This is a genomic window from Bacteroides sp. OF03-11BH (assembly GCF_003604005.1).
In the GTDB taxonomy this organism is placed as follows: Bacteria; Bacteroidota; Bacteroidia; order Bacteroidales; family Bacteroidaceae; genus Bacteroides; species Bacteroides ovatus.
In genome coordinates this window covers 67,809-91,214 of sequence record NZ_QTMW01000016.1, presented here as the reverse complement: position 1 = coordinate 91,214, position 23,406 = coordinate 67,809, and the positions used below count along the sequence as shown (strand labels likewise).

General features: G+C 43.6%; 14 protein-coding genes. 5 read left to right on the top strand and 9 right to left on the bottom strand.

Features of this window, described 5'->3' with window-relative positions; genetic code table 11:
• Positions 1-20: 20 nt before the first annotated feature.
• The 9 genes from DXA54_RS13800 to DXA54_RS13760 form a co-directional block, all read right to left on the bottom strand.
• Positions 21-1,817 (bottom strand): RagB/SusD family nutrient uptake outer membrane protein, encoded by a 1,797-nt coding sequence (locus DXA54_RS13800; protein ID WP_120079757.1) that lies wholly within the window; start codon positions 1,815-1,817, stop codon positions 21-23.
• A 25-nt stretch (positions 1,818-1,842) separates the two neighbouring features.
• Positions 1,843-4,926: a SusC/RagA family TonB-linked outer membrane protein gene (locus DXA54_RS13795; RefSeq protein ID WP_120079756.1), complete on the bottom strand. Its 3,084-nt coding sequence runs from the start codon at positions 4,924-4,926 to the stop codon at positions 1,843-1,845.
• 22 nt (positions 4,927-4,948) lie between these two features.
• Entirely contained in the window at positions 4,949-6,835 is a 1,887-nt protein-coding gene (locus DXA54_RS13790) for a RagB/SusD family nutrient uptake outer membrane protein (RefSeq protein WP_120079771.1), read from the bottom strand.
• Positions 6,836-6,855: 20 nt separating this feature from the next.
• A complete protein-coding gene (locus DXA54_RS13785) occupies positions 6,856-10,044 on the bottom strand; it encodes a SusC/RagA family TonB-linked outer membrane protein (RefSeq protein ID WP_120079769.1) in 3,189 nt (1,062 codons plus the stop codon).
• Between the two features lie 140 nt (positions 10,045-10,184).
• Positions 10,185-11,174, bottom strand: coding sequence for a glycoside hydrolase family 43 protein (locus DXA54_RS13780; protein WP_120079755.1), 990 nt, complete (start codon positions 11,172-11,174; stop codon positions 10,185-10,187).
• 44 nt (positions 11,175-11,218) lie between these two features.
• Positions 11,219-12,844 (bottom strand): DUF1735 domain-containing protein, encoded by a 1,626-nt coding sequence (locus tag DXA54_RS13775; protein WP_120079754.1) that lies wholly within the window; start codon positions 12,842-12,844, stop codon positions 11,219-11,221.
• A gap of 19 nt (positions 12,845-12,863) precedes the next feature.
• The gene (locus DXA54_RS13770) at positions 12,864-13,268 is read right to left on the bottom strand and encodes a hypothetical protein (protein WP_032846964.1); all 405 of its coding nucleotides are present in this window, start codon (positions 13,266-13,268) and stop codon (positions 12,864-12,866) included.
• A 21-nt stretch (positions 13,269-13,289) separates the two neighbouring features.
• Positions 13,290-14,948, bottom strand: coding sequence for a hypothetical protein (locus DXA54_RS13765; RefSeq protein ID WP_120079753.1), 1,659 nt, complete (start codon positions 14,946-14,948; stop codon positions 13,290-13,292).
• A gap of 113 nt (positions 14,949-15,061) precedes the next feature.
• Complete coding sequence (locus DXA54_RS13760; protein WP_120079752.1) at positions 15,062-16,588, bottom strand: sulfatase-like hydrolase/transferase; 1,527 nt, start codon at positions 16,586-16,588, stop codon at positions 15,062-15,064.
• A gap of 875 nt (positions 16,589-17,463) precedes the next feature.
• Between DXA54_RS13760 and DXA54_RS13750 the strand changes: the two genes are divergently transcribed.
• The 5 genes from DXA54_RS13750 (at position 17,464) to lgt (ending at position 23,303) form a co-directional block, all read left to right on the top strand.
• Positions 17,464-18,870, top strand: coding sequence for an alpha/beta hydrolase family protein (locus DXA54_RS13750; protein ID WP_004324096.1), 1,407 nt, complete (start codon positions 17,464-17,466; stop codon positions 18,868-18,870).
• Positions 18,871-19,171: 301 nt separating this feature from the next.
• Entirely contained in the window at positions 19,172-20,314 is a 1,143-nt protein-coding gene (araJ, locus tag DXA54_RS13745) for an MFS transporter AraJ (RefSeq protein WP_120079751.1), read from the top strand.
• Between the two features lie 66 nt (positions 20,315-20,380).
• On the top strand, positions 20,381-21,484 hold the full coding sequence (ychF, locus tag DXA54_RS13740) for a redox-regulated ATPase YchF (RefSeq protein WP_004317341.1): 1,104 nt from the start codon (positions 20,381-20,383) through the stop codon (positions 21,482-21,484).
• 47 nt (positions 21,485-21,531) lie between these two features.
• Complete coding sequence (locus DXA54_RS13735; RefSeq protein WP_004317339.1) at positions 21,532-22,449, top strand: ketopantoate reductase family protein; 918 nt, start codon at positions 21,532-21,534, stop codon at positions 22,447-22,449.
• Between the two features lie 17 nt (positions 22,450-22,466).
• The gene (gene lgt / locus DXA54_RS13730; RefSeq protein WP_004317337.1) at positions 22,467-23,303 is read left to right on the top strand and encodes a prolipoprotein diacylglyceryl transferase; all 837 of its coding nucleotides are present in this window, start codon (positions 22,467-22,469) and stop codon (positions 23,301-23,303) included.
• Positions 23,304-23,406 lie beyond the last annotated feature (103 nt).

Here is a 23,406-nt window from a genome sequence, read left to right as displayed (position 1 = left end):
GTATTTATATCAACAGCACGTTATTCCCAACCCTGATTATTCATTAGATTCTTATTCTTCTCCAGCTCTGCATACGGTAATGGCATGAAATAGTTTTTCACTTCATATTTCCGTTGTTCCACTTTCTGTACTTTGAAGCTGAATGTACCATCTTCATTGCGGGTAACGGCAACACCCTCCACCTCTTCGTTCAACGGCAATACCCAACGACGCATATCAAAATAACGATGATTCTCGAAAGTAAATTCCAAGCGACGTTCGTTCTGAATCAGCTTTCTGAACGAGTCCTTACTTTGAGCCATTTCATCCAGATAAAGATCAAAGTTGATACCTCCGGCTTGCGAACGGATTGTTTTCAATATTTCGTATGCAGAATACAGGCATCCTTCGGCTTTCACCGTCGGGTTGCCCCAAGCCTCATTGGCAGCTTCGGCAAAGTTAAGAAGAACTTCCGATTTCCGTAACAAAGGATTGTAATGAACCGAGTTTAAGGTCTGAATCGGATTCAGCATAGCCGATTTCTTGGAAACGAATTTAGCCAAATAATAACCCGTACGTGTAGCATTCTCACTAAACGAAGGAGAATCTTTTCCACCCTCGGACATATCCAACGGCTGGCCGGAATCGCCAAATGTAGCACTATGATAGTAGACATTCAGCGCAAAGCGATTATCCAGTACGGCATAAAGCTGCGTCAGATCGAAATCAGGATCAGACAGATCGACACCGGAACGGACATCGGTTGCCGGATAACCATTCTTCGCATAAAAAGCCTTTACCAGATTATGAGAAGGAGTGGCACGGGCACTTCCGTAGTAGAACGGCGGGAAATGGAAACCTTCCAACAGGTTATTATTAAAATATCTGCGGAAAGCATAATCGGAACTTTCCGTCTGAACATCGGCAATGGAGGAAGCCGTAACAGGAACATAAGTTCCGAAACCTTCCATGCCCAGAATCTTATTGATCTCTTTGGCTACCGCTTCCCATTTTGCCTGGTAAACCGTAGGGTTCAGTATTTCGAATTGTCCCATGCCAGTGATCTTCGTCACATCATCATCCTGCATGGCAGGGCTTGCGCTATATAAAAGCGCACGACTTTTCAGAACAGCTGCCGCCGCTTTCGTGGCACGACCGATTTGTGTATTACCAAACTCCAAGTCATCTCCCTGATACACGTTCGGCAATAACTCGATGGCATTATTCAAATCGTTGACAATAAAATCGACTGTTGCCTGATAAGTAGGACGAAGAAATTCACCGTTCTGCGCGGCCTCATCCTGCGAAATAAAATGATCTGCCAACGGAATACCCAACGCTTTTCCATTCTTCGCCTTTCCGCCGTACATCTTCAATAGCTCAAAATGCCACCATGCACGCAGGAAATACGATTCACCTTCCAGACGCAGCTTGATTTGCTTGTCCACTTCCGGGTCGGTGCGGTTGTACTGCACTTGGTCGGTTAAGCCGTTTTCGAGGAAAGAGTTTACATAGTTCAGCATGTTATACGCATTGCTCCAGTTTCCGATCGGGTTGTTAAACGCTGTCATCCCACCCATATTTAATTTATAGACAGAAGAGCTGCGCAGATTAGTCACTGCATTATCGGTAGCACAATCCAGAAAGTTATCTTCAAAACAATCCGGGCGGTTGGCTATGCCATTATAAGCTTTATATAGTACGCCTTGAGCAAGTTCCGGCACTCTCCAGGTATCAGAGTCTCCGATCTGCCACGTCACCTTTGTATCCAATGTGTCGTCACAAGCACAAAAGAGAAACAGACCTGCTAAAACGCAACTTCCTAATATATGTTTCATATTGCCATCTATTAATTGTTCAAAATTAAAATACAAAAGAGACTCCGCCTGTAAAAGTACGTGTCACCGGATAGTTTGTCACACCGGCATTCAGCAATTCAGGATCCAAATCTTTCACGGAAGAAAGCACAAACAAGTTTGCACCACGAGCGAAAACCTTCATCTTCTTCACTACCGACCTTGGGGAGAACTGATTGAACGTGTAGCTCAATTCAACATTCTTCATACGGAAGAAGCTTGTATTCTTCAACCAGAAAGAAGAATTGCGGAAGTTGTTCTCACCGGCAGTGGTTGTCAGGCGCGGATAACTTCCGGTCGGATTGTTTGCCGGATGATAACGGTCTAATGCCAGTTTGGAGTATTTACCTTCTCCATTGTTCCAGTAATAAGCATTTGTTGCCCAAGTGTGAACGCCCAGTTCGGAATATCCCTGAAGATACAATCCCCAGCCTTTGTAGCTTACATTGAAATCGATGCCCAACGTAGTACGTGGGAATGAGTTTCCGAGTTCCTTTACGTCACGACCGTCAATGATCTTATCACCGTTCAGGTCTTTGTAGGCGATGTCGCCTTCCTGATAATCGGCAAACGTCTGGGTTGCATGTCCGTTGATGACTACATCTTTGCCAAATAATCCTTCGGCAACCAGTCCCATCATAGCATCGGTAGAACGCCCCACTGTGTAGCGGTATTCTTCACCATGTTTCACCTGGTTCCATTTCAATACTTTATTCTTTGACCATACAAAATTGGCTCCTACCGAATAAGCCCAGTCGTTGATGCGGTCGCTCCAGGTGAACATTCCTTCTATACCATGATTCAAGACGGAGCCCATGTTATCCTGGTAGGTAAAGTTGCCAGTATAATCCCCGTAAGAGGCATCAACAGAACCGATGATGTCCGTATGTTTCTCACGAAAATAGTTTATTTCGGTATATAAGCGGTTGTTCAGGAACAGGCCTTCCACACCGATGTTCCATTCTGCTGCCTTTTCCCATTTCAGGTTCGGATTGCCTGCACGGATAAAAGTGGAATAGTAAGCCGTAGCACCGTTGTTCGTTGTTCCGAACCGGAAGCTGCCGTCTTGCGACCAGGCACGTTCATACAATAAATGTTCCGTGCTTCTGTCATAGCCCAATATACCGGCGCTGGTTTTCAGTTTCAGGAAGTTCACGTATTCATTGTCTTTCAGGAAATCTTCATTGCTTAGAATCCAGGCTAGGCCGCCTGCTGCCGAGAAGAAGTATTTATCTCCCGATTTGAAACGGTTGCTTCCCATCAATGCCATGTCGGCTTCCACAGCATAGCGGTGGTCATACATATAGTTCAGACGCAATGCGTAGTTTGCATTGATGATGTCTTGGGTCACTCCCTGATTCGTTGTTTTCGAGTACATGTAAGTCAGCCGTGCCGATACATCATGCTTTTGGTTGAATGTATTCTCGTATGCGGCAAAGGCATTCCAACCCAATGTCTGCTGCAAGGTAGTCGACTTCCGGCTTTGTGAAGTGGCTACATCTGTTTTCTTCATCTGGGTGTACATGATCTGTTCCTCACCGGCAAAGTCACGATATGTTTTGATGGCATACGTCGGATAGACTTTGCTCAAAGAGAGTTGCAGGTAATCATAGTTGTCGAAAGAAAGGAAAGCACCGGCTTTCAACCCTTTTGTCAGCATATCAAGATCGAATTTCAAACCGATATTGGTCTGGCTGCGTGTATAACGCTCATCCGTATATCCTCCATACATCGTTTCCGCGTATGCATTCATCGGACGCAACAGACTTGCGCCAAACAAGGGAATCCCGTCCGAGCTGGCCAATCCGGTTTCTTCCGATGACATAGTCAGCGGGTATTCATTCGGACGATGAGTAGACAGGGCCGTGAATACCTGACCACAGTCCAATTGCCCCCATTTACGCATTTCCATACGTCCGGCAACGTCTGCGGATATAGTCAGGAAATCCGTTACATTGAAGTCGAGGTTTCCGCGAAGAGTCAGGCGGTGCAATTGCGGAGTATAGGTGACGTCTTCAAATCCGCTACCTCCTACATATCCGGCAATCAGGGCATAACGCACTCTGTCGGTACCTCCCGTCATATCGAACGATACTTTCCGATAGTTGGCATTTTTGTTCAACAACTGATCGTACAGATCGACGTTCGGATACAATAGGTCATTAACTCCTTTGGAGTTTTTATATCCTTCCAGTTGTTTCTGATTATAGTAAGGAGTCAGTCCGTCGTTTGCACGCGCTTCATTATACAGATTAGCATACTGATAAGAATTCAGAAAATCAGGAGTACGCGTCATCTGTACCACACCTGCTTCGGCGGTTGCGTTATAAATGCGGCGGTTGGCCTTTCCTCTGCGGGTAGTCACCCAAAGTACGCCATTCGCAGCACGTGCCCCATAAAGAATCTTGGCAGTGGCATCTTTCAGTAACTCGATACGTTCGATTTCTTCAGGAATCAAATCCGCTGCCGGACGTTCCACACCATCGATGATAACAATAGCTGTATTCTCCGACATGCCATGCTGGCCACGGATAAATAAATCAGGAGTATTGTTTCCCAATCCGCTGACTGTGGAGCGAACTTGCAGACCTAACATTTTACCTTGCAGCATATTAGTCAGCGTCAAATCAGGGAAGGTTCCAAACTGTCCGTTCTCCAGTACGCTCGTTGCGCCTACTTCATTCCCTTTATATGTCTTGCCACCATCGGCTCTATTCACTAGCGATTCTTCGGTCAGGAACAGAGGCTCTTTCTTCAGGACAATCTTTTCAGGAACGATATTGCTGCCTGTCAGCTTATACACTTTATCTTCATATCCCAAAGCCTCCACCATGACGGTTGCGTCATTCTCGACCTTCGTCTGAAAACGTCCTTTTGCATCTGTATAGAGAACGACTGCGCCTTCTCCACAAATGATAGAAACATTCTTCAACGGGCTACCTTTCTCGTCGGTAACAATAGAAACTACTTCCACCAAAGGCTTCTTCGCCGACTTTCTCTTTGATTTATTCTGTGCGAAAGTCAGGCTAGAGCCAACGATAAGGACAAATATGAGCCCTATCAGTCTTATATATCTAATCTTGTTTCTCATATACTTTTCTTTATTTTAGGTATCACCATCCGGGGTTCTGTTGAAGATTATCCAAAGCCGCCACTTCATCCATCGGTAGCGGATACCAATAATTACGCTTGTTAAACGTCCGCACGGCTGTCCTCACCGGAACATACTCGTAAGTAAAGTCGGTCAACTTATAAGTGCAGGCTTTTTCCACTTTCAACTGGTCGGCCGTATAAGAATGATTGATCGGGGTTGCTTTGACACCCATGATCGGATATTCACCCTTAAACAGATCTTCAGCAATCATCCAACGGCGGATATCATACCAGCGGTGTCCTTCGAACATCAATTCCACACCACGTTCCCGACGATAAGCTTCTCTAAAGTCAACTCCATCCGGTAGTTCGCCAATTCCGGCTCTTACACGGATTTTATTCAAAGCCTGACGGGCCGACATCGTACAACCCGTAACGACTGCATCCGGATCACCTGTCGCCTCGTATGAAGCCTCTGCCATATCCAGATAAACTTGCGAAACACGAATGTACACAGCCACCAGACGATATAATTGGAAACCAGCTTCGCCAAACAAAGGCACACTTGCTTCCGGCCAAATGAACTTCTTACACATATATCCGGTCTGTTGAGAGCCTCTCGTAAACTGATTGGTAGAAATGAAGTTCTCGGAGTAACCGCCCGAATAAGTAGTCAGATAATAAGGAACACCCTGTAAATTCTTTCCCCATTGCTCACCGGGCACGAGGATATTATTAGTGAAGCGAGGGTCTCTATCCGAGTAAGGATTGGTAGTCTTTACCGCATCATAACCGGAACGCGGATCAGTGATCGGATAGTAGTTGCCGTCAGCTCCCTTACGTTCGTACATATCTACCGCATTTTGTGTCGGAGCATTATAAGGAGTACCTTCGGCACCGGTTTTATTATCGTATGGTTGTGTCAGCCATTGCGCTCTGACGAAAGCAGACCAGTTGCCATGATGCCAACGCAGGAACCATAAGTATTCCGGCTGTGCGAATTGATTGGAATTAGGCATTAATTGAATACTACGATATTCGTCGTGATTCATCAAGCGATAATATTCGTGGCTTTCAATAGCGTTGATTGCCTTTTGCGCACTACGGGCAGCTTCGGCAGCCATGTCTTTTCCATATCCTTTGTTTTCAATAGAATTCAAGTCGTTCTGCATCAAAGGGCTGGCAGCATAAAGCTGTGTCATCGCTTTTAATGCCATGGCGCCTACTCTGTCAGGCCGTCCATGTTCCTCGTCAGGCCAGCTTATAGGTAAATATTCAATGGCTTTATCCAGGTCTGTCTGCATCCAAGCATTGGATTCCTGATAAGTTTTACGGGGAAAGTCAAAGTCGTCCGATGCTCCCCAAAGCTGGTCAAAGATGGGCATTCCGCCATATCGCTTGATAATCTCAAAATAGAAGTAGGCACGCAGAAAATGAGCCTGTCCCAACAGTTTTCTCCTTTGGTCGTCTGTGATGGATTTCACTTGATCTACTCCGCTAATTACACGGTTCACGATACGAAGTCCGGTATAAGCACGAGAAATAGCACTTTTGAAATTCTTCCCATCACTTTTACTTCCTATTTCGAAACGTGTACCGGCATTCTCCAGCCAGTTACCTGCATTGACAAACTTCGACGGATCATTATCGCGAACGGATGCATATTCATCCGATAAATTACCTACCGTTACGTATGTATTCGAATAAGAGTTGATACCATGTGTAAAGATTAATATATCATCATTTTGAAAGATGCGATCCATGAACCCTAACAAACTGCTATAATCTTTATAAACATCATCTTCGGAAAGTCCGTCATCGGGAGAGCGGTCCAGATAGTCCTCACAACTTCCTACAAACAACCCCAATAGAATGATCCATATCCAATTCAACTTATGTCTTCTCATATCAGTAAATTTAAAGTGTCTCATAATCCTAATCTAAAACCAATGTTATAACGTCTCACCACCGGATAAACATTCTGTCCCGAATGTTCGGGGTCACGGCGGGAATCACCTTTCGAGAACGTCAACAAATTGGTACCGTTGACATATACTTGCAGTTTTGTCAGACGTAAAGGCTGCAACCAACGCTTCGGAATCTGATAATTCACTTCCAGGTTCTTCAAGCGAAGATAAGCATGGTTGGTATATGTGTATGTACTAGCCACCGAATTATAACTTCTCTGAACATGAATACTGGGGCGAATCGGACCGCCTTGAATCGGAGCATCGGCTGTCCATGTATTCAACGTATTTGGTTGAGCCTTGATATTACCTTCCGGGAAATCCCATAAATAGGAAGGAATCGCTTCTTTATAAACGTCCATAGCACTGTACCACAACATATTGAATCCGATTCCTTTGTAAGAACCTCCCAATGTAAATCCGAGGGTAGTAGTCGGATAGTTCAGGTTTTTCATCGGAACCATATCCTTAGCATCAATCATACCGTCTCCATTATAATCGATGTAGTACAAGTCTCCCGGAATCAATGTGTTGTGTGCACCATTGGCAATAGTGGACTGTGCCGAGTTATAAATATCATCCAACGACTGGAAGTTTCCCGTTGCCAGATATTTATTCACGTATCCGATTGATTTTCCGGCTTGTTTCAGATATTCGCTCTGATTTTTCGGGTCATCAATAAAGACAACACGGTTCTCACTGGTTGCAAAATTAAACTTCGCGTAATAATTAAACTTTCCAATACGGTCGTTCCAAGCAATATCCAGTTCAAGACCGTGATTTTTAGTCTTACCCAGATTCACCTGCGGAAAAGCAATACCACTATCGGCCCATGACGGAATCGTATTACGTGTCATCAAAATGTTATTACGCTTTTCATCGAACAAGTCCACAGTAAAGTTTAGTTTACCCCACAAACCTATTTCGATACCGATATTCTGCTTAATAGATTCTTCCCAGGTAGCATCGGGGTCGGCCAATTTTCCTTCTTTGTATAAAGGTCCCCAGTTACTGGTCTGATATTTACCAAACTGCGCATTGGCAGATAGTTGCTCAAACTTCTGAATATAGTTGAAACGGGTAGCACCTTTATCATTACCAACTACTCCATACGAATAGCGCACTTTCAGGTTGGTCAGTACACCTTTGGTCAATTTCTTTACCCATGGTTCTTCACTGATACGCCAACCAATAGAGGCAGAGGGGAAGAATCCGAAACGGCGTCCCGGAGCAAATTTTTCCGAACCAGTGTAGGCACCGTTAAATTCAGCAAGATAACGCTCTTTGAAGTTGTAAGTGACACGGCCTACCCAGTCTTCTTCGTAAGCCGGGAAGTTCATCACACCCGAATTAGCAGTATTGGTTGATTCGTTCATCTTACGGTTAAATACAAATAAGGCACTTACATCGTGATCGCCAAACTGGCGACTATAATTCAATGCTAATTCGTAATAAAGTTTACGTCCGTAAGCCTTGAAACCGTCATAAACACCACCAACAGGCAAATCTCCGGGAGCATTTTCATCCGGATAGCGTTTCTCGGTATAATTATAAGTAATTGTTCCGTCAGCATTATAAATAGGATTGGCGTAATCATACACACGATTAATACGAATATGTGTACGTTGGGCAACCAAATCGTCTTTACCTAAAATCTTACCCGGCATGATCTGGGTAGTCCATGAAGAAGAAGTAGTGTAAGACAATGATGCTTTCAATGACAGTCCCTTTGTAATAAAGTCCAGCTTCTGATTCAAGATTACATCGTAGAAACCTTGATGTTGCTTAATATTACGACTACCTCCTTCGTTCATCAGACAGGCTATATTTTGATCGGAGCTTAACCCGTCTCCCCATATTCCATTACTATATTTAATCGGAAATTCATTACTTGGAGCCGTGAAAAACGTTTTAAAAAAGCGTTCATCCGGAGAATCGACATTCTCATAATAAGACGGTTGGTTCTGATAACCCATCTTACCGGCCACATTGAACGAAAGTTTAGTAGTATTTGTGATATTGAAGTCGAAATTACTACGCCAGTTATAACGACGGTAGGAGAAGGAAGGGTCGAAATCCTCTTGTTTGGTAGTATTAAAAATATCTCCGTCATGCAAATAACCCAAGGATACGAAATAACTCATTTTCTTCGTACCACCGCGTACATTAAGATTATAAGCCTGTTCATAACCTACATTCTTTACCAGTTCTTTCCACCAGTCCACTTCGGGAAAGACATCGTTATACGGACCGTAATTTCCGGTAGCATACGCATTTTCCCATGCGGCAATGGTAGACTCGGGAACCATTGCTCCCCAGTTACCATCATTAGCCTGTGCTCTGTTATACTGTTTCATAGAGGTCACATAGTCAGACCATTCAGGAGCGGCAGAAGGTTGTTTAAAACCGAAGTTAGCAGTGAATGAGATTTCCGGTTTCTGTTCGAGTCCGCGTTTGGTTGTCAGCAAGATAACGCCGTTCGCACCTTTCACACCGTAAACCGCAGTTGCCGAAGCGTCTTTCAGTACGGAAATAGATTCAATTTCGTTCACATCGACATCATTGAAGTCACGTTCGATACCGTCCACCAATACTAACGGAGCAGCTTCTCCCCAGGTAGACTTACCACGAATCAATAAAGAAGCCTTATCAGCTCCTGGCTTTGAGGTGGAGTTAATGGCAACCACACCGGGCATCTGGCCTTGTAAAGCTTCGGAAACGGAGTTCACGCTACCTATCTTTAATAAGTCATCTCCTTTTGCAGTGGCAATGGAACCGACACTGGACACCTTTTTCTGTACACCGTATCCAACCACTACCACTTCTTCCAGGGTCTCCGTATCTTCTCCTAAAGAGATTACTCCTAAAGTCGTTTTATTCTTTAAATCCAGTTCCAGAGTTTTATAACCCACATAAGAAATGACAAGTATGTCTCCTTTTGATGCCTTCACAGTAAAATTACCGTCAAAATCAGTAATTGTACCGCTTCCCGTACCTTTCACGCAAACACTGACGCCAATCATCGGTTCACCAGATACTGCATCCTTCACTTGTCCCTTCCAATAGTCTTGTTGTGCCTGCACGTCCAGCGCACAAAACAAAAAGCAACAAAGACATAAGAAAGAAAAATAAAGTCTGTCTCTTTTCATAAACATTATTTTTAACTGTTAACAAATTCTTTATCTCAAGACACAAATTAAGCGGGAAAATCTTCAAATGAAAGGGAAGAATCTCCTTAAAACCCGTACAAATGTGCAAAATAGATTTCTCTACTACATTTCTGAACAAATCATTTCCACATTGGCTTTATGACGTGCTCTTTGTCTACGGTGATGTTGTATATGCCATCGTTTCCTTTCTTCAGGATGAGCGGAACAATACGTGTTTTACGAGGGGACACGGTGGAATCCGAACGATGAACATGGTAAACATAATAATATTTTCCATCCAGACCTTTAAATACATCTCCATGTCCTGATCCGTTTTCTCCTACGAGGCTGCGATGAATGATCGGACTGTTCGGGTGCTTCTTCCACGGACCGAAAGGGGAAGAAGCAGTGGCATAACCTACCGAATAGTCGATATTCATAAAATGATTGGCAGAATAGAAGAGGTAATATACCCCGTCCCACTTCATAACAGTCGGTCCTTCCATCACCGGTGCAGACTTATAGTTCGGAGTCTTTTCCCAAGGCTCCGTACAGTCCATACATTGTTTCAATGTTTCCGGTTTGATACTTCCTTTCTTTATGTCAAACTCGGCTACCCAAAGGTAATTTCCTTTATTAAAGCGGACATGATATAGGTAGTATTTCCCATCATCATCCTTAAATAGGAAAGAGTCTATATTCTTAGCGGAAGCGTCTATCGGCTTGACTTCCTTCTGCCGGAAAGGACCGAACACTGATTTTGAGGAAGCAATTACTGTTTGCTCATTAGCGGTATAAGTGAAATAATAAGTTCTTTTATCCTTAAAGTATTGAGGTGCCCAGAAGCCTTTTTCACCATACGTTTGATCTCCTTTCCGCAGAATCAGTTGTAGAGAAGTGCCATCAGGCACCGTCCAATGCTCCAGATCGGTCGATTCGAGGATAGCAAAGCCCTGCGGTTCCTGATTGCGTGTGCCGGTGAGGTAATACTTGCCGTTCTCCACATAAATTGTAGGATCGGCATAAGTAATCTCCTTCTCATTAACCGAATCAGCTCGTACCCCAGTGACAGACAAACCAATGATTCCCAATGCGAGAATAAGTCTTTTTGTCATTTTATGTTTTTTCATACCTATTTTATTCTATATCTGATCTTTATATCATCTACAAAATTTCAATCTAACATCCAAACCAAACCGGGTTTCTCCCCTGCGAGATTCCATATTGCTTCATCCCAAGAAAGAGCCTTGGCAGCATCTATCGGGGTACTCATCGTAGAAAGACCATTGTAACGGTCGGCACCAAATGTTTGTGCTCCGTAATCGGGTATTTCTTCGTCTACGATAGCGGGCGTATTGGCAGAGAAACGACATTCCATATTTGGATTCGCATAGCAATTATTAGCCTCATTCTTGTTAAAGCGTCCGCAAATTCTTCCCGACTTAGGTGCACCGTTAGAGAATAATTTCCGGTTCCAAGCCACACAATGTGTTACGGTGATTCCTGTCGCCTTGTTAGCAAATCCCATAATACCGCCTACCTGATTTTGAGCGGAAATCTCGCAATCGGAATAACAATAAGAGATCACAGCTGTCGGACTAGGATCTACAAATCCGGCAATACCACCCGCAGGATTCGCCACTTTCATCGGGAAAGCTTGTGCAAGACCTGAAGAATAACACTGCGTAACGATAGAATATAACATACGCCCAACAATGCCTCCTACACATGATTCAGTCACAATATCCCCAGTGGAAGAGCATTGAGAGATCGTTGCTCCGCCTCTCGTTTCCCCACAAATACCGCCGGCGCACCATACGGCAGTAATATCCGTTGCCGATGTACACTGATGAATTTTACTATCTGCACCATGAAGTCTTGCACAGATACCACCAGCCTGACCGTTATCCCAGGCAGCCGCTCCCGTTCCCGAAGTTAAAGAAATCGTACCGGATACCCGAACATTCTCCACGATACCCGGAGAAGTAGCAGCTCCCACCTGTCCGGCAAGGATGCCTGCCATCTTTGTATTGGCTGTAATCTGCGCATTTTCAAAGTTTATATTAGAACACTTACCAACCAACAATCCAAAGAATCCCTGATTAACAGAAGAGGAAGTATTTACTTTCAGATTACGAATCGTATGTCCGCCTCCATCCAATACAAGTTGTTTGGAAACCGAGGTCTCTATCGGTTGCCAGTCTACACCTTGCAAATCAATATCATTCTCTATCTTGGCATAGATCGTCTTACCATCTTTGAGTTTCTCTCCGAGAGTTATCAGGTCGTTCGTTGTCGTCAAGGTATAAGGGTTGTCGATTTCTCCCTGTTTCTGTTGCAGGAAGAAAGTCATTGTACTTTTCTCTTGATTGACTGCAAGATCGTCGGAAACCAGTTTCAAACCGAGAACGTATTTCTTTGATCCGTCAAGCGTACCTAAATCATGGAAGCGCAAATTTACCATACGCAGGACATCGTCCCCCTTAAAATTAAAATTACTTCCATCCAGATCATAATATTCCACAGGTAAGAGGTGATATTCTTCACCAAACTCTTTGGCATCGACAACAGCCAATTCCGCCTTTGCTTCTTTTTCGCAATGGCTTTTCTCCACCATAATGTTATATTGGTATTCCGGCTCATCCAGATATAAATCATATTTGCCTGTCTGATAAAGCGACAAGGTAATATTGGAATAGGTAACTTCAGCCTTTTCCGGCTGTGTCAGATCCATGACTTCACCACATGATATCAACGAAAACGCCATTAATGACGCTACAACAGGAATGTATCTTTTCATAATATCTTTCTTTTAATTATTAAAAAACAGGGATTACCATACCGACGTTATCTCCTGACAACCAAACTTTATCTCCGTCTATACGAACTACCTCCATCTCCATCCCTTCTTTGAGGAAAGAAACTCCTTGGAATGAGAATTCAGTCTTTATCTTTTGACCAACAGCCGTAGGCTTCCCGTCAAACTTCACATGAATGTATTTGCTTTGATCCGAATTTTGCAGGCGATAAGTCAACCGTTTAGGATTAATTGCAGCCTGAAGTTGTTCCTGCTCTGTAAAAGTACAAATTCCATCCAAACTATAAAACCCAACTTCGGTATATCCTGTTATATTTTTCTTATCAACCCCGTTTTCGGCATATTCCGTCTCCGCACAAGAGGTGAAAGCCAACAAACATGCCAACACTACATATATTACTTTCATAAGCGAATAAATTTAAGATAATTACTTTCTAATAGTTGTCGACAACATTTCTACCGATCCATCCTTATAAGTCACTTCGGCGGTAAGTATTTGTCCGTTCAGGTTCTTATTCACTATATTGATTTCCTGTCCATCCAGCTTTACTTTATAAGATGAGACATCATCCGGCAAATTTAATAGTTGTACCAACATATATCCATCCACTTGTTGATATTTCAACAAAGGAAACTTTCCTGTTACAGACTTGGTCTTAACATCATCCTTCCACAACACGACATCATCCGATTTCAGCAATGCTACATGGTAGACAGTTCCAGGAACAAGATTTTCAACCAATGTATAGTCATTCTCCGAATCAAGCGATCGACGCACCACCTCTGTTCCCTCTTCATCTGTTACTGACAATATACCTGTTTTATCGGCTCCATTACCCCAACTTATGAACAATTCCCGTTGTCCTCCGACAAGGCTGGAAACTGCCAATCCATCCCGGGCAGCAATAAAATCAGGATATAACAATGGATTGGGATTGTAGAATCCGTCTGCATCCAGTCCTAAATAACGGGAAAAATAAATTCCTCCAAGTTCCCACATTTCAGTCTTCGCATCGTAAACAGCTCTCGCTCCACCGGGAACCACACTAAAACGTCCGGTAATGGCATACGTATCATATTTCTTGAATACTTCATAAAAAGTCTTATACCAATTCTTCGGATACCAGGAATAACTCTCAAAAAGGCTCTTGAACTCGGTTGCACTCACCGGTGTACCGGCGTTAGCTTTTTCGGCTATCAGATTAAGATATTCGTAAATTTTCATCCCGGCCGTATAACCATGCTTGGTTCCCCATTCTCCCAGCGCATCCGCCACATGAGGATTTAAAGCACGCACCATAGAGAATTCCGTGCAAATCAGTTTTTTTGTTACACCGTACTTATCACGGATAATCCGAAAATCGTCTTCCGCCTGGTTGATTTTCAATGCGTGAACGTGTAAGTCGAGCCCTACAACATTAGGATTGTTATTAACCACAGAGACTACCGCAGGTACCGTTTCGCTCTTCGGCAATTCGGATACACGGTTCAATGCTCCGGCATAAATATCAAATGTCCATCCATTAGCCTGTTTCCAGGTAGTCAGCCGATTGGCAAACTCATTCAGAAATGCCCGATAATCTTCACCATCCGCATGACAGAGATCGGTATCCAACGCATTCTCCCATTCCGGCTCGTTACCCATGACAAGTATTCCAATATTCTTCGCCATATCATAGGTTTTCAGTAATATTTCCGTTGCCTGAAATATGTACTCCATCTCCTTAGTTCCTACTTTGGGAACCGTATCGGTATATAATTCAAAAGGTATTTTCAGACTCAAGATGAATTTCACACGGTCGCCCAACGCTTTCTTGGCCTGAATAAATTTCAATGTAGGAATATGTGTCCTGATGGCATTTTCTTTCACACCAACAATCTTCCCGTTTTCATTCTGAAGAAACAGATTGGGGATATTGACAAATCCTCTCACCCAACTCACTTTCGACTGTTTCAACATCTCTATTTCCGTAATCGGGTAATCTATATTTTCATTATAGTTCGCCCCCAAATCCTGCGCCTTTGTTCCCATCGAACATAAGAACAGCAATACAAACATTAAAAAAGCTTTCATTTTCATATACATACTTCAAGGTTAATTGTCCGACATCGAACAGAACAAAGGTAGAGAAATAAATCCCGGTAGAATAGAACGATTGTTTTATCAACGGGATTTATGTTCAGAATGAACATTTGACCTTATTTTAATGGTTCTTCTTCTACTTCACTGCGATAATAACCGTCCACTTCAGCAAAGAAATTCTGCTTCAGGGAGTCCAGAAGTTCGGGCTGTTGTGCCGCCACATTCTGATGTTGAGTCCGGTCGGCTTTTACATTGAATAATCCGTATTCACCCAGATTACCTAATTCATTTCCGGTCAGATTTCGTTCGGAACCTTTATAAGGAGGCATCATAATCCAGTCGCCTGAACGATAAGCCATACGTCCCTGCGCTTCCAACACTACATCCTTGCGGGCAGTCTGCTCTTTTCCGAAGAAAGCATCCAGATAGTTCCGACTATCCAAACCTTCCGGCAAATCGGCATGTATCATCGAACCCAGAGAAGCGAGAATATCTACTTGGCAAACCAGTGCATCGGACACAACCGGCTGAATCTTTCCTTTCCAATAAACAAACAAAGGAATATGCGTACCACCGTCGAACAAACTATATTTACCTCCGCGCAGACCTCCTGCAGGAAGGTGATCGCCTGCCAATTCGGGAGCTCCGTCTTTGTAACCGTCATTCAGAACCGGCCCGTTATCACTGGAGAAGATAATCAGTGTCTTTTCCAACAATCCTTCTTTCTTCAAGTGGGCAAGCAGTTCGCCGACACACCAGTCTGCCTCAACGATGGCATCGCCACGAGGCCCCATCGTTGTTTTGCCCACAAATCGCTGGTGGGGAGCACGAGGTACGTGAGGTTCATGCAAGCCATAATACAGGAAGAAAGGAGCATTTTTGTGTTCAGTCACAAAGTTCTTTACCTTATCTACAAAATAGTCGGCCATATCCTCGTCTTTCCAACGGGCTTTCTGACCGCCTTTCATATATCCGATACGGGGAATTCCATTTACTATAGAGTTATTGTGTCCGTGTGCCCACTGCATTTTCAACATCTCCGGATGAGAGATGGCAGTCGGTTCGCCTTCAAAATTATGCTCGTAACTCACTTCGATAGGGTCGGCCGGATCGAGTCCTACTACATCACCGTTTTCCACGTAAACCGTCGGGACACGGTCGTTGGTTGCTGCAATCAGGCAAGAGTAGTCGAAACCGATTTCTTTGGCACCCGGTTTGACGGTTTCGTTCCAGTTGACATTGCCGTCTCCCATCCCCAAATGCCACTTTCCGATAGCTCCGGTCACATAACCGCATTGCTGCATCATCTTCGGTAAGGTAAACTGATTTTCATTAATAATAAGAGGAGCATCTCCCGGCAGGATTTTTGCATCCTTATTTTTCCACGGATACATTCCGGTCATCAAGGCGTAACGACTGGGAGTGGAAGTTGCCGAAGTGGCATATCCGTTCATGAAACAAACTCCGCCATGAGCCAGACTGTCGATATTCGGAGTATGAATCGTAGTAGAGCCGTAAGCGCTGACATCACCAAATCCCAGATCATCGGCAAGAATCACAATCACATTCGGCTTTTCTTCTACGCGCTGTGAGGTACAACCTACTAAAGACAACGTAGGAACTAGATAGATTATCTTTTTCATAATATTATGTAGTTAATAACGATGCAAATTTAGCCACCACTTATTTATTTATGTAGAACAAATGTTTAATAATGGGGAGAAATGTCCATCCTGCAACTATTCCAGAGAAATAAGGTATGAAAATGCGTGTGATGAATTAACTCGAAATGATAGCATAGGCCTGTCAATGTTCTACTTTTAATATTCTACAGGAAAATAGCCAGTTAGAAAGTAGCAAACTAGAAAATAAACTGTATAAATAAACGCATGAGCATACAAAAAACAGTCTAATATTGCATAAAGCCAAACAAGATATACATCTTTCTCTATTCGGGAACCGTTCATTGCCTTAAAACCAACGAAGTGTTCCTCGGTGTGCATCGACTTGTTCCTCACCGAGGAAGCTATCGTTCTCCGGTGAAGAAGATAAAAATGGACTATTAAGAAATATTTTCTCCCTAGTTTATCATAATATATTGGAAAGGAGAAAATAATAAAATGATTGGTTATTCAGGTATCTACTCTCCAAATAACAAAAAGAATCAAGAATCTATCACAATTCGATTAGTATATTCTCAAAACAGCGAAAATAGAGAATCACGTAATTACAAATGCATGGCATTTTCCGGCTTTTCTTTACCAAACTGCGATTTATGTCCTTCTCCGATGATTAAATATTCCTTTTTTAAGAATCATCGTTTTTTAAGGGAGGCTATATAGTTTGGAATAGAGGTTGTGCTTAACAATAAAAACTGTAATAGTATACAGGAACAGCCCAATAAGATATTACCGGATTCTGACAAGATTAGGTAATGTCTTATTTTTATAATGATGAAAATTGTTACCTTTGTATATATCTTATATTTACAATTAAGATTAAACCTAATTTTTCGCTTATGAAAATAGTTAAGGCTACCTACATCGTTATATTCATTACCGGACTATTAGCCGGAGTGTTCTTCTCATCCTCTGTTTCCGCCCAAGATATTTCGGGAGCCTGGCACGGAAAACTTTCCCTTCCCACCGGTTCATTGACTATTGTATTCCACATCAGTCAAACGGAACAAGGCGCTTATGTGACCACACTGGACAGTCCCGACCAGGGAGCCAACGGTATCAAGACACAGACTACTTCTTTCAATGATTCTACTTTAATTATCCAGATACCTGTGATTCATGCTTCGTACAAAGGAAAACTGAACAGTGATAACACAATCAACGGAACATTTACGCAAGGGATGCCCCTTCCGTTGAATTTGAAAAAGGGAGAAGCCAGCCGCCCCAAGCGTCCGCAGGAGCCTCAACCGCCTTTCCCTTACAGAAGTGAAGAAGTCACCGTGAGGAATGAACGCGATGGTATTAACCTTGCCGGAACATTGACTCTTCCCGAAAAAGGAACTAAATTTCCGGCAGTGGTAATGGTGACAGGAAGCGGTGCGCAGAACCGGGATGAGGAAATCATGGGACACAAACCTTTCTTTGTCATCGCCGATTATCTGACCCGAAACGGAATTGCTGTGCTTAGATGTGATGACAGGGGTACTGCCGCTTCACAAGGTACTCACGCAACAGCTACCAATGAGGATTTTGCCACAGATACGGAAGCAATGGTGAATTATCTGCGCAGCAGAAAAGAAATAAATGCAAAGAAAATCGGAATTATCGGACATAGCGCAGGCGGAATCATTGCATTCATCGTTGCCAAAAAGGACCCATCCATTGCATTTGTCGTTTCATTGGCAGGAGCCGGCGTGAGAGGCGACAGTCTGATGCTGAAGCAGGTAGAGTTAATCTCTAAATCCCAGGGAATGCCGGATGCCGTCTGGCAAGGGATGAAGCCTTCGATACGGAACAGATATGCCATACTGCAACAAACAGACAAAACTCCCGAAGAGTTGCAGAAAGAACTGTATGCAGACGTTACAAAAACAATGTCTCCCGAACAATTGAAAGACCTGAATACCATCCAGCAACTATCCGCACAAATCAGTTCGATGACTTCTCCGTGGTATCTTCATTTTATGAGATATGACCCGGCCCAGGATTTGAAGAAACTAAAATGTCCGGTTCTGGCTCTGAACGGAGAAAAGGATATTCAAGTGGATGCCGCCATGAATCTTGCTGCCATTCAGGAAAGAATCACCGGAAATGGAAACAAAAATGTAACAGTCAAAGCCTATCCGAACTTAAATCATCTGTTTCAGACTTGCGAAAAAGGAACATTGGCTGAATACGGGCAGTTGGAAGAAACAATCAATCCGGAAGTCTTGAAAGATATCATTGAATGGATAAGGAAACAATAAGTCTATTAATGATATTACTTAGCAAGTACACATTTCTCAATATCACATTCTTTTCTTGCTAATTCTTGCAAATTCTTCAAATATTTGCAAGAATTGGAAAGAAAGTAAATGGCTACAATTTACATATACTACATAAATCTCCCGTCATCAGCTTACACCAACATTGTCTAATTTGATTTAAATCAAAATCTATCTCATCGAACTCACCCTGAAAGATTTTGTTTTACCTTTGCAGCCGAAATAAATAAGCGGCAAATAATAGTAAGGTAAAAAGGTAACAGGTATTAAGGTTAAGTTTTGTATGAAGAAGAGTCTTATTGCATTGGCGTTCGGCACACTGGGATTAGGTATTGCCGAATTTGTAATGATGGGAATTTTGCCCGATGTGGCAAAAGATTTAGGTATTAGTATTCCTACCGCAGGGCATTTCATTTCTGCTTATGCATTAGGCGTCTGTGTCGGTGCACCTGTATTGACACTGGCTCGCAAATATCCGCTAAAACATATTCTGTTAGTATTAGTTACCTTAATTATGATAGGTAATATCTGTGCGGCTATGGCTCCCAATTACTGGGTGTTGCTCGCTGCCCGTTTTATCTCCGGCTTGCCTCATGGTGCATACTTCGGAGTAGGCTCTATTGTTGCAGAGAAACTAGCCGACAAGGGTAAAGGTTCGGAAGCCGTCTCCATCATGATTGCAGGAATGACCATTGCCAACCTGTTTGGTGTACCTTTGGGCACTTCCCTAAGTACCATGCTTTCCTGGCGTGCCACTTTCCTGCTGGTCGGTATCTGGGGAATTGTTATCCTATATTACATCTGGCGATGGGTTCCGCATGTAGAAGGCTTAAAAGATACCGGCTTTAAAGGACAATTCCGCTTTCTTAGAACTCCGGCTCCGTGGCTGATTCTCGGTGCTACGGCACTAGGTAATGGCGGTGTATTCTGCTGGTATAGCTACATCAATCCGATGCTTACCAATGTGTCCGGCTTCTCCGCTGAAAGCATTACGCCTTTAATGATCCTTGCCGGCTTCGGTATGGTGATGGGAAACCTGATTAGCGGACGTCTCTCCGACCGCTACACCCCCGGAAAAGTAGGGACTGCCGCACAAGCACTTATCTGTATTATGTTATTGCTCATTTTCTTCCTTTCTCCCTATAAATGGGCAGCAGCCCTGTTGATGTGTCTTTGTACGGCAGGACTGTTCGCAGTATCCAGTCCGGAGCAGATATTAATTATCCGCGTATCAAAGGGAGGAGAAATGCTGGGAGCAGCCTGCGTGCAGGTTGCATTCAATCTCGGAAATGCCATCGGTGCTTATGCAGGCGGACTGGCTGTTAGTGGTGGATACCGTTATCCGTCCCTGGCGGGTGTACCATTCGCCCTAATTGGATTTACTTTATTCCTGATTTTCTATAAGAAATATCAGGCAAAATATTAAAACTCTGCCAAAATGCCTATCTTTGCAGTCAGATTATCGATAACTAAATAAAAACGAAATAGATAAATGGCATTGCAATGTGGTATTGTAGGACTACCGAACGTGGGTAAGTCGACACTTTTCAACTGTTTGTCGAATGCGAAAGCACAGGCGGCAAATTTCCCTTTCTGTACAATTGAACCCAATGTAGGTGTAATCACTGTTCCTGACGAACGTCTGAACGCACTCGCTGAATTGGTGCACCCCCAACGAATTGTTCCTACAACTGTAGAAATCGTAGATATCGCCGGACTGGTGAAAGGCGCAAGCAAAGGTGAAGGACTGGGAAACAAGTTCCTTGCCAATATCCGTGAAACAGACGCAATTATCCACGTACTCCGTTGCTTCGATGACGACAATGTGACACACGTAGACGGAAGCGTAAATCCTATCCGCGACAAAGAAATCATTGACTACGAACTTCAATTGAAAGATCTGGAAACCATCGAAAGCCGTATCCAGAAAGTACAGAAACAAGCACAGACGGGCGGAGACAAAGCTGCAAAGTTAGCTTACGATGTACTCGTTCAATATAAAGACGCACTGGAACAGGGAAAATCTGCACGTACAGTGACTTTTGAAACAAAAGACGAACAAAAGATTGCTCACGAACTGTTCTTATTGACCAGCAAACCGGTAATGTATGTTTGCAATGTTGATGAAGCAAGCGCAGTAAACGGAAATAAATACGTAGATATGGTACGCGAAGCCGTAAAAGACGAGAATGCTCAAATCCTGATTGTCGCAGCCAAAACAGAAGCGGACATCGCTGAACTGGAAACGTACGAAGACCGTCAGATGTTCCTTGCCGAAGTAGGCTTGGAAGAGTCGGGCGTAGCACGTCTTATCAAATCTGCTTACAAACTCCTGAATCTCGAAACATATTTCACTGCCGGTGTACAAGAAGTACGTGCCTGGACATACGAAAAAGGATGGAAAGCTCCTCAATGTGCCGGAGTGATCCACACCGATTTTGAAAAAGGCTTTATCCGTGCCGAAGTTATCAAATACGATGATTATATCAAATACGGCTCGGAAGCAGCTGTGAAAGAAGCCGGAAAACTGGGTGTGGAAGGAAAAGAATATGTGGTGCAGGATGGCGACATCATGCATTTCCGTTTCAACGTGTGATTATCGGTTACCACCGACGACTTATTAATTACTAATTCGCTAACAATATGAAATATCTCATTGCAGGAACGGGAGGTGTAGGCGGCAGTATCGCAGGATTCTTGTCGCTGGCAGGCAAAGATGTAACTTGTATTGCCCGTGGAGCTCACTTGCAGTCGATTCAAACGAACGGTTTGAAACTGAAATCGGATTTGAAGGGCGAACATACGCTCCGGATTCCGGCTACTACCGCTGAAGAATTCAATGGAAAAGCAGATGTGATATTTGTATGCGTAAAAGGTTATTCGGTCGATTCTATCGTAGAACTGATAAAAAGAGCAGCACACAAAGACACGGTTGTCATCCCTATTCTGAATGTATATGGCACAGGGCCGCGCATACAGAAGCTAGTTCCGGAAGTCACCGTTCTCGACGGCTGCATCTATATCGTAGGCTTCGTATCCGGCACCGGAGAAATCACCCAAATGGGAAAGATATTCCGGTTGGTATACGGCGCTCATCGCGGCACAGTTGTAAAACCCGGATTACTGGAAGCTATCCAACAAGACTTGCAGGAAGCAGGCATAAAGGTAGACCTCTCACCGGACATCAACCGGGATACGTTTATCAAATGGTCGTTTATCTCCGCAATGGCTGTGACGGGTGCTTACTACGACGTTCCGATGGGAGAAGTGCAGAAACCGGGAAAGATACGGGATACATTTATCGGACTTTCTACGGAAAGCGCTGCCTTAGGAAAGAAACTGGGCGTCGAATTTCCCGAAGACCCAGTCAGCTACAACCTAAAAGTGATTGACAAGCTCGACCCCGAAAGTACCGCTTCTATGCAAAAAGACCTGGCACGCGGACACGACTCGGAAATACAAGGATTGCTCTTCGACATGATTGCAGCAGCCGAAGAACAGGGAATAGATATACCGACCTACCGGATGGTTGCGGAGAAATTCAAAGAATCTAATCATTAACATTAATCCAATATAGAATGAATACCATGCTATTATCCATCAACTGGAACCCGAATCCCGAACTATTCAACCTGTTCGGCATTTCTATCCGTTATTACGGATTACTGTGGGCAGTAGGAATATTCTTTGCTTATGTGGTTGTTCACTACCAGTACCGGGATAAAAAGATAGAGGAAAAGAAGTTTGACCCTCTTTTCTTTTACTGTTTCTTTGGTATTCTAATCGGTGCCCGCCTAGGACACTGCCTGTTCTATGACCCGGGATACTACCTGTCTCATTTTTGGGAAATGATTCTTCCTATCAAGTTCATGCCGGACGGAAACTGGAAATTTACCGGATATGAAGGACTTGCCAGCCACGGCGGTACATTAGGACTGATAATCGCCCTTTGGCTGTATTGCCGCAAGACGAAGCTCCATTATATGGACGTGCTGGATATGATTGCCGTAGCTACTCCAATCACCGCCTGCTTCATCCGCCTTGCCAACCTGATGAACTCCGAAATCATCGGCAAACCGTCTGATGTGCCCTGGGCATTCGTTTTCGAACGTGTAGATATGCTCCCCCGTCATCCGGGACAGCTCTACGAAGCCATTGCTTATCTTATCCTGTTCTTCATCATGATTTACCTGTATAAGAATTACAGCAAGAAACTGCACCGTGGCTTCTTCTTCGGGCTCTGCCTGACTTACATCTTCACCTTCCGCTTTTTCATCGAATTCCTAAAAGAAAATCAGGAAGATTTTGAAAACAGCATGATGTTCAATATGGGACAATGGTTAAGCGTTCCGTTTATCATAATAGGCGTCTATTTCATGTTCTTCTATGACAAGAAGAAAAATAAAATAGCCTAAATCAAAAAAAGAGGGATTAGCGGTTCAAACATCACTAATCCCTCTTTTTTATCAATAAAACAAATGCCATTTCCCTAATGTCAGGACAACAATCGAAAACATA

Coding starts and splice junctions, on each gene's coding strand:
- DXA54_RS13800 (WP_120079757.1), bottom strand. CDS start 1,817: ATGAAACATATATTAGGAAGTTGCGTTTTAGCAGGTCTGTTTCTCTTT.
- DXA54_RS13795 (WP_120079756.1), bottom strand. CDS start 4,926: ATGAGAAACAAGATTAGATATATAAGACTGATAGGGCTCATATTTGTC.
- DXA54_RS13790 (WP_120079771.1), bottom strand. CDS start 6,835: ATGAGAAGACATAAGTTGAATTGGATATGGATCATTCTATTGGGGTTG.
- DXA54_RS13785 (WP_120079769.1), bottom strand. CDS start 10,044: ATGAAAAGAGACAGACTTTATTTTTCTTTCTTATGTCTTTGTTGCTTT.
- DXA54_RS13780 (WP_120079755.1), bottom strand. CDS start 11,174: ATGAAAAAACATAAAATGACAAAAAGACTTATTCTCGCATTGGGAATC.
- DXA54_RS13775 (WP_120079754.1), bottom strand. CDS start 12,844: ATGAAAAGATACATTCCTGTTGTAGCGTCATTAATGGCGTTTTCGTTG.
- DXA54_RS13770 (WP_032846964.1), bottom strand. CDS start 13,268: ATGAAAGTAATATATGTAGTGTTGGCATGTTTGTTGGCTTTCACCTCT.
- DXA54_RS13765 (WP_120079753.1), bottom strand. CDS start 14,948: ATGTATATGAAAATGAAAGCTTTTTTAATGTTTGTATTGCTGTTCTTA.
- DXA54_RS13760 (WP_120079752.1), bottom strand. CDS start 16,588: ATGAAAAAGATAATCTATCTAGTTCCTACGTTGTCTTTAGTAGGTTGT.
- DXA54_RS13750 (WP_004324096.1), top strand. CDS start 17,464: ATGAAAATAGTTAAGGCTACCTACATCGTTATATTCATTACCGGACTA.
- araJ (WP_120079751.1), top strand. CDS start 19,172: ATGAAGAAGAGTCTTATTGCATTGGCGTTCGGCACACTGGGATTAGGT.
- ychF (WP_004317341.1), top strand. CDS start 20,381: ATGGCATTGCAATGTGGTATTGTAGGACTACCGAACGTGGGTAAGTCG.
- DXA54_RS13735 (WP_004317339.1), top strand. CDS start 21,532: ATGAAATATCTCATTGCAGGAACGGGAGGTGTAGGCGGCAGTATCGCA.
- lgt (WP_004317337.1), top strand. CDS start 22,467: ATGAATACCATGCTATTATCCATCAACTGGAACCCGAATCCCGAACTA.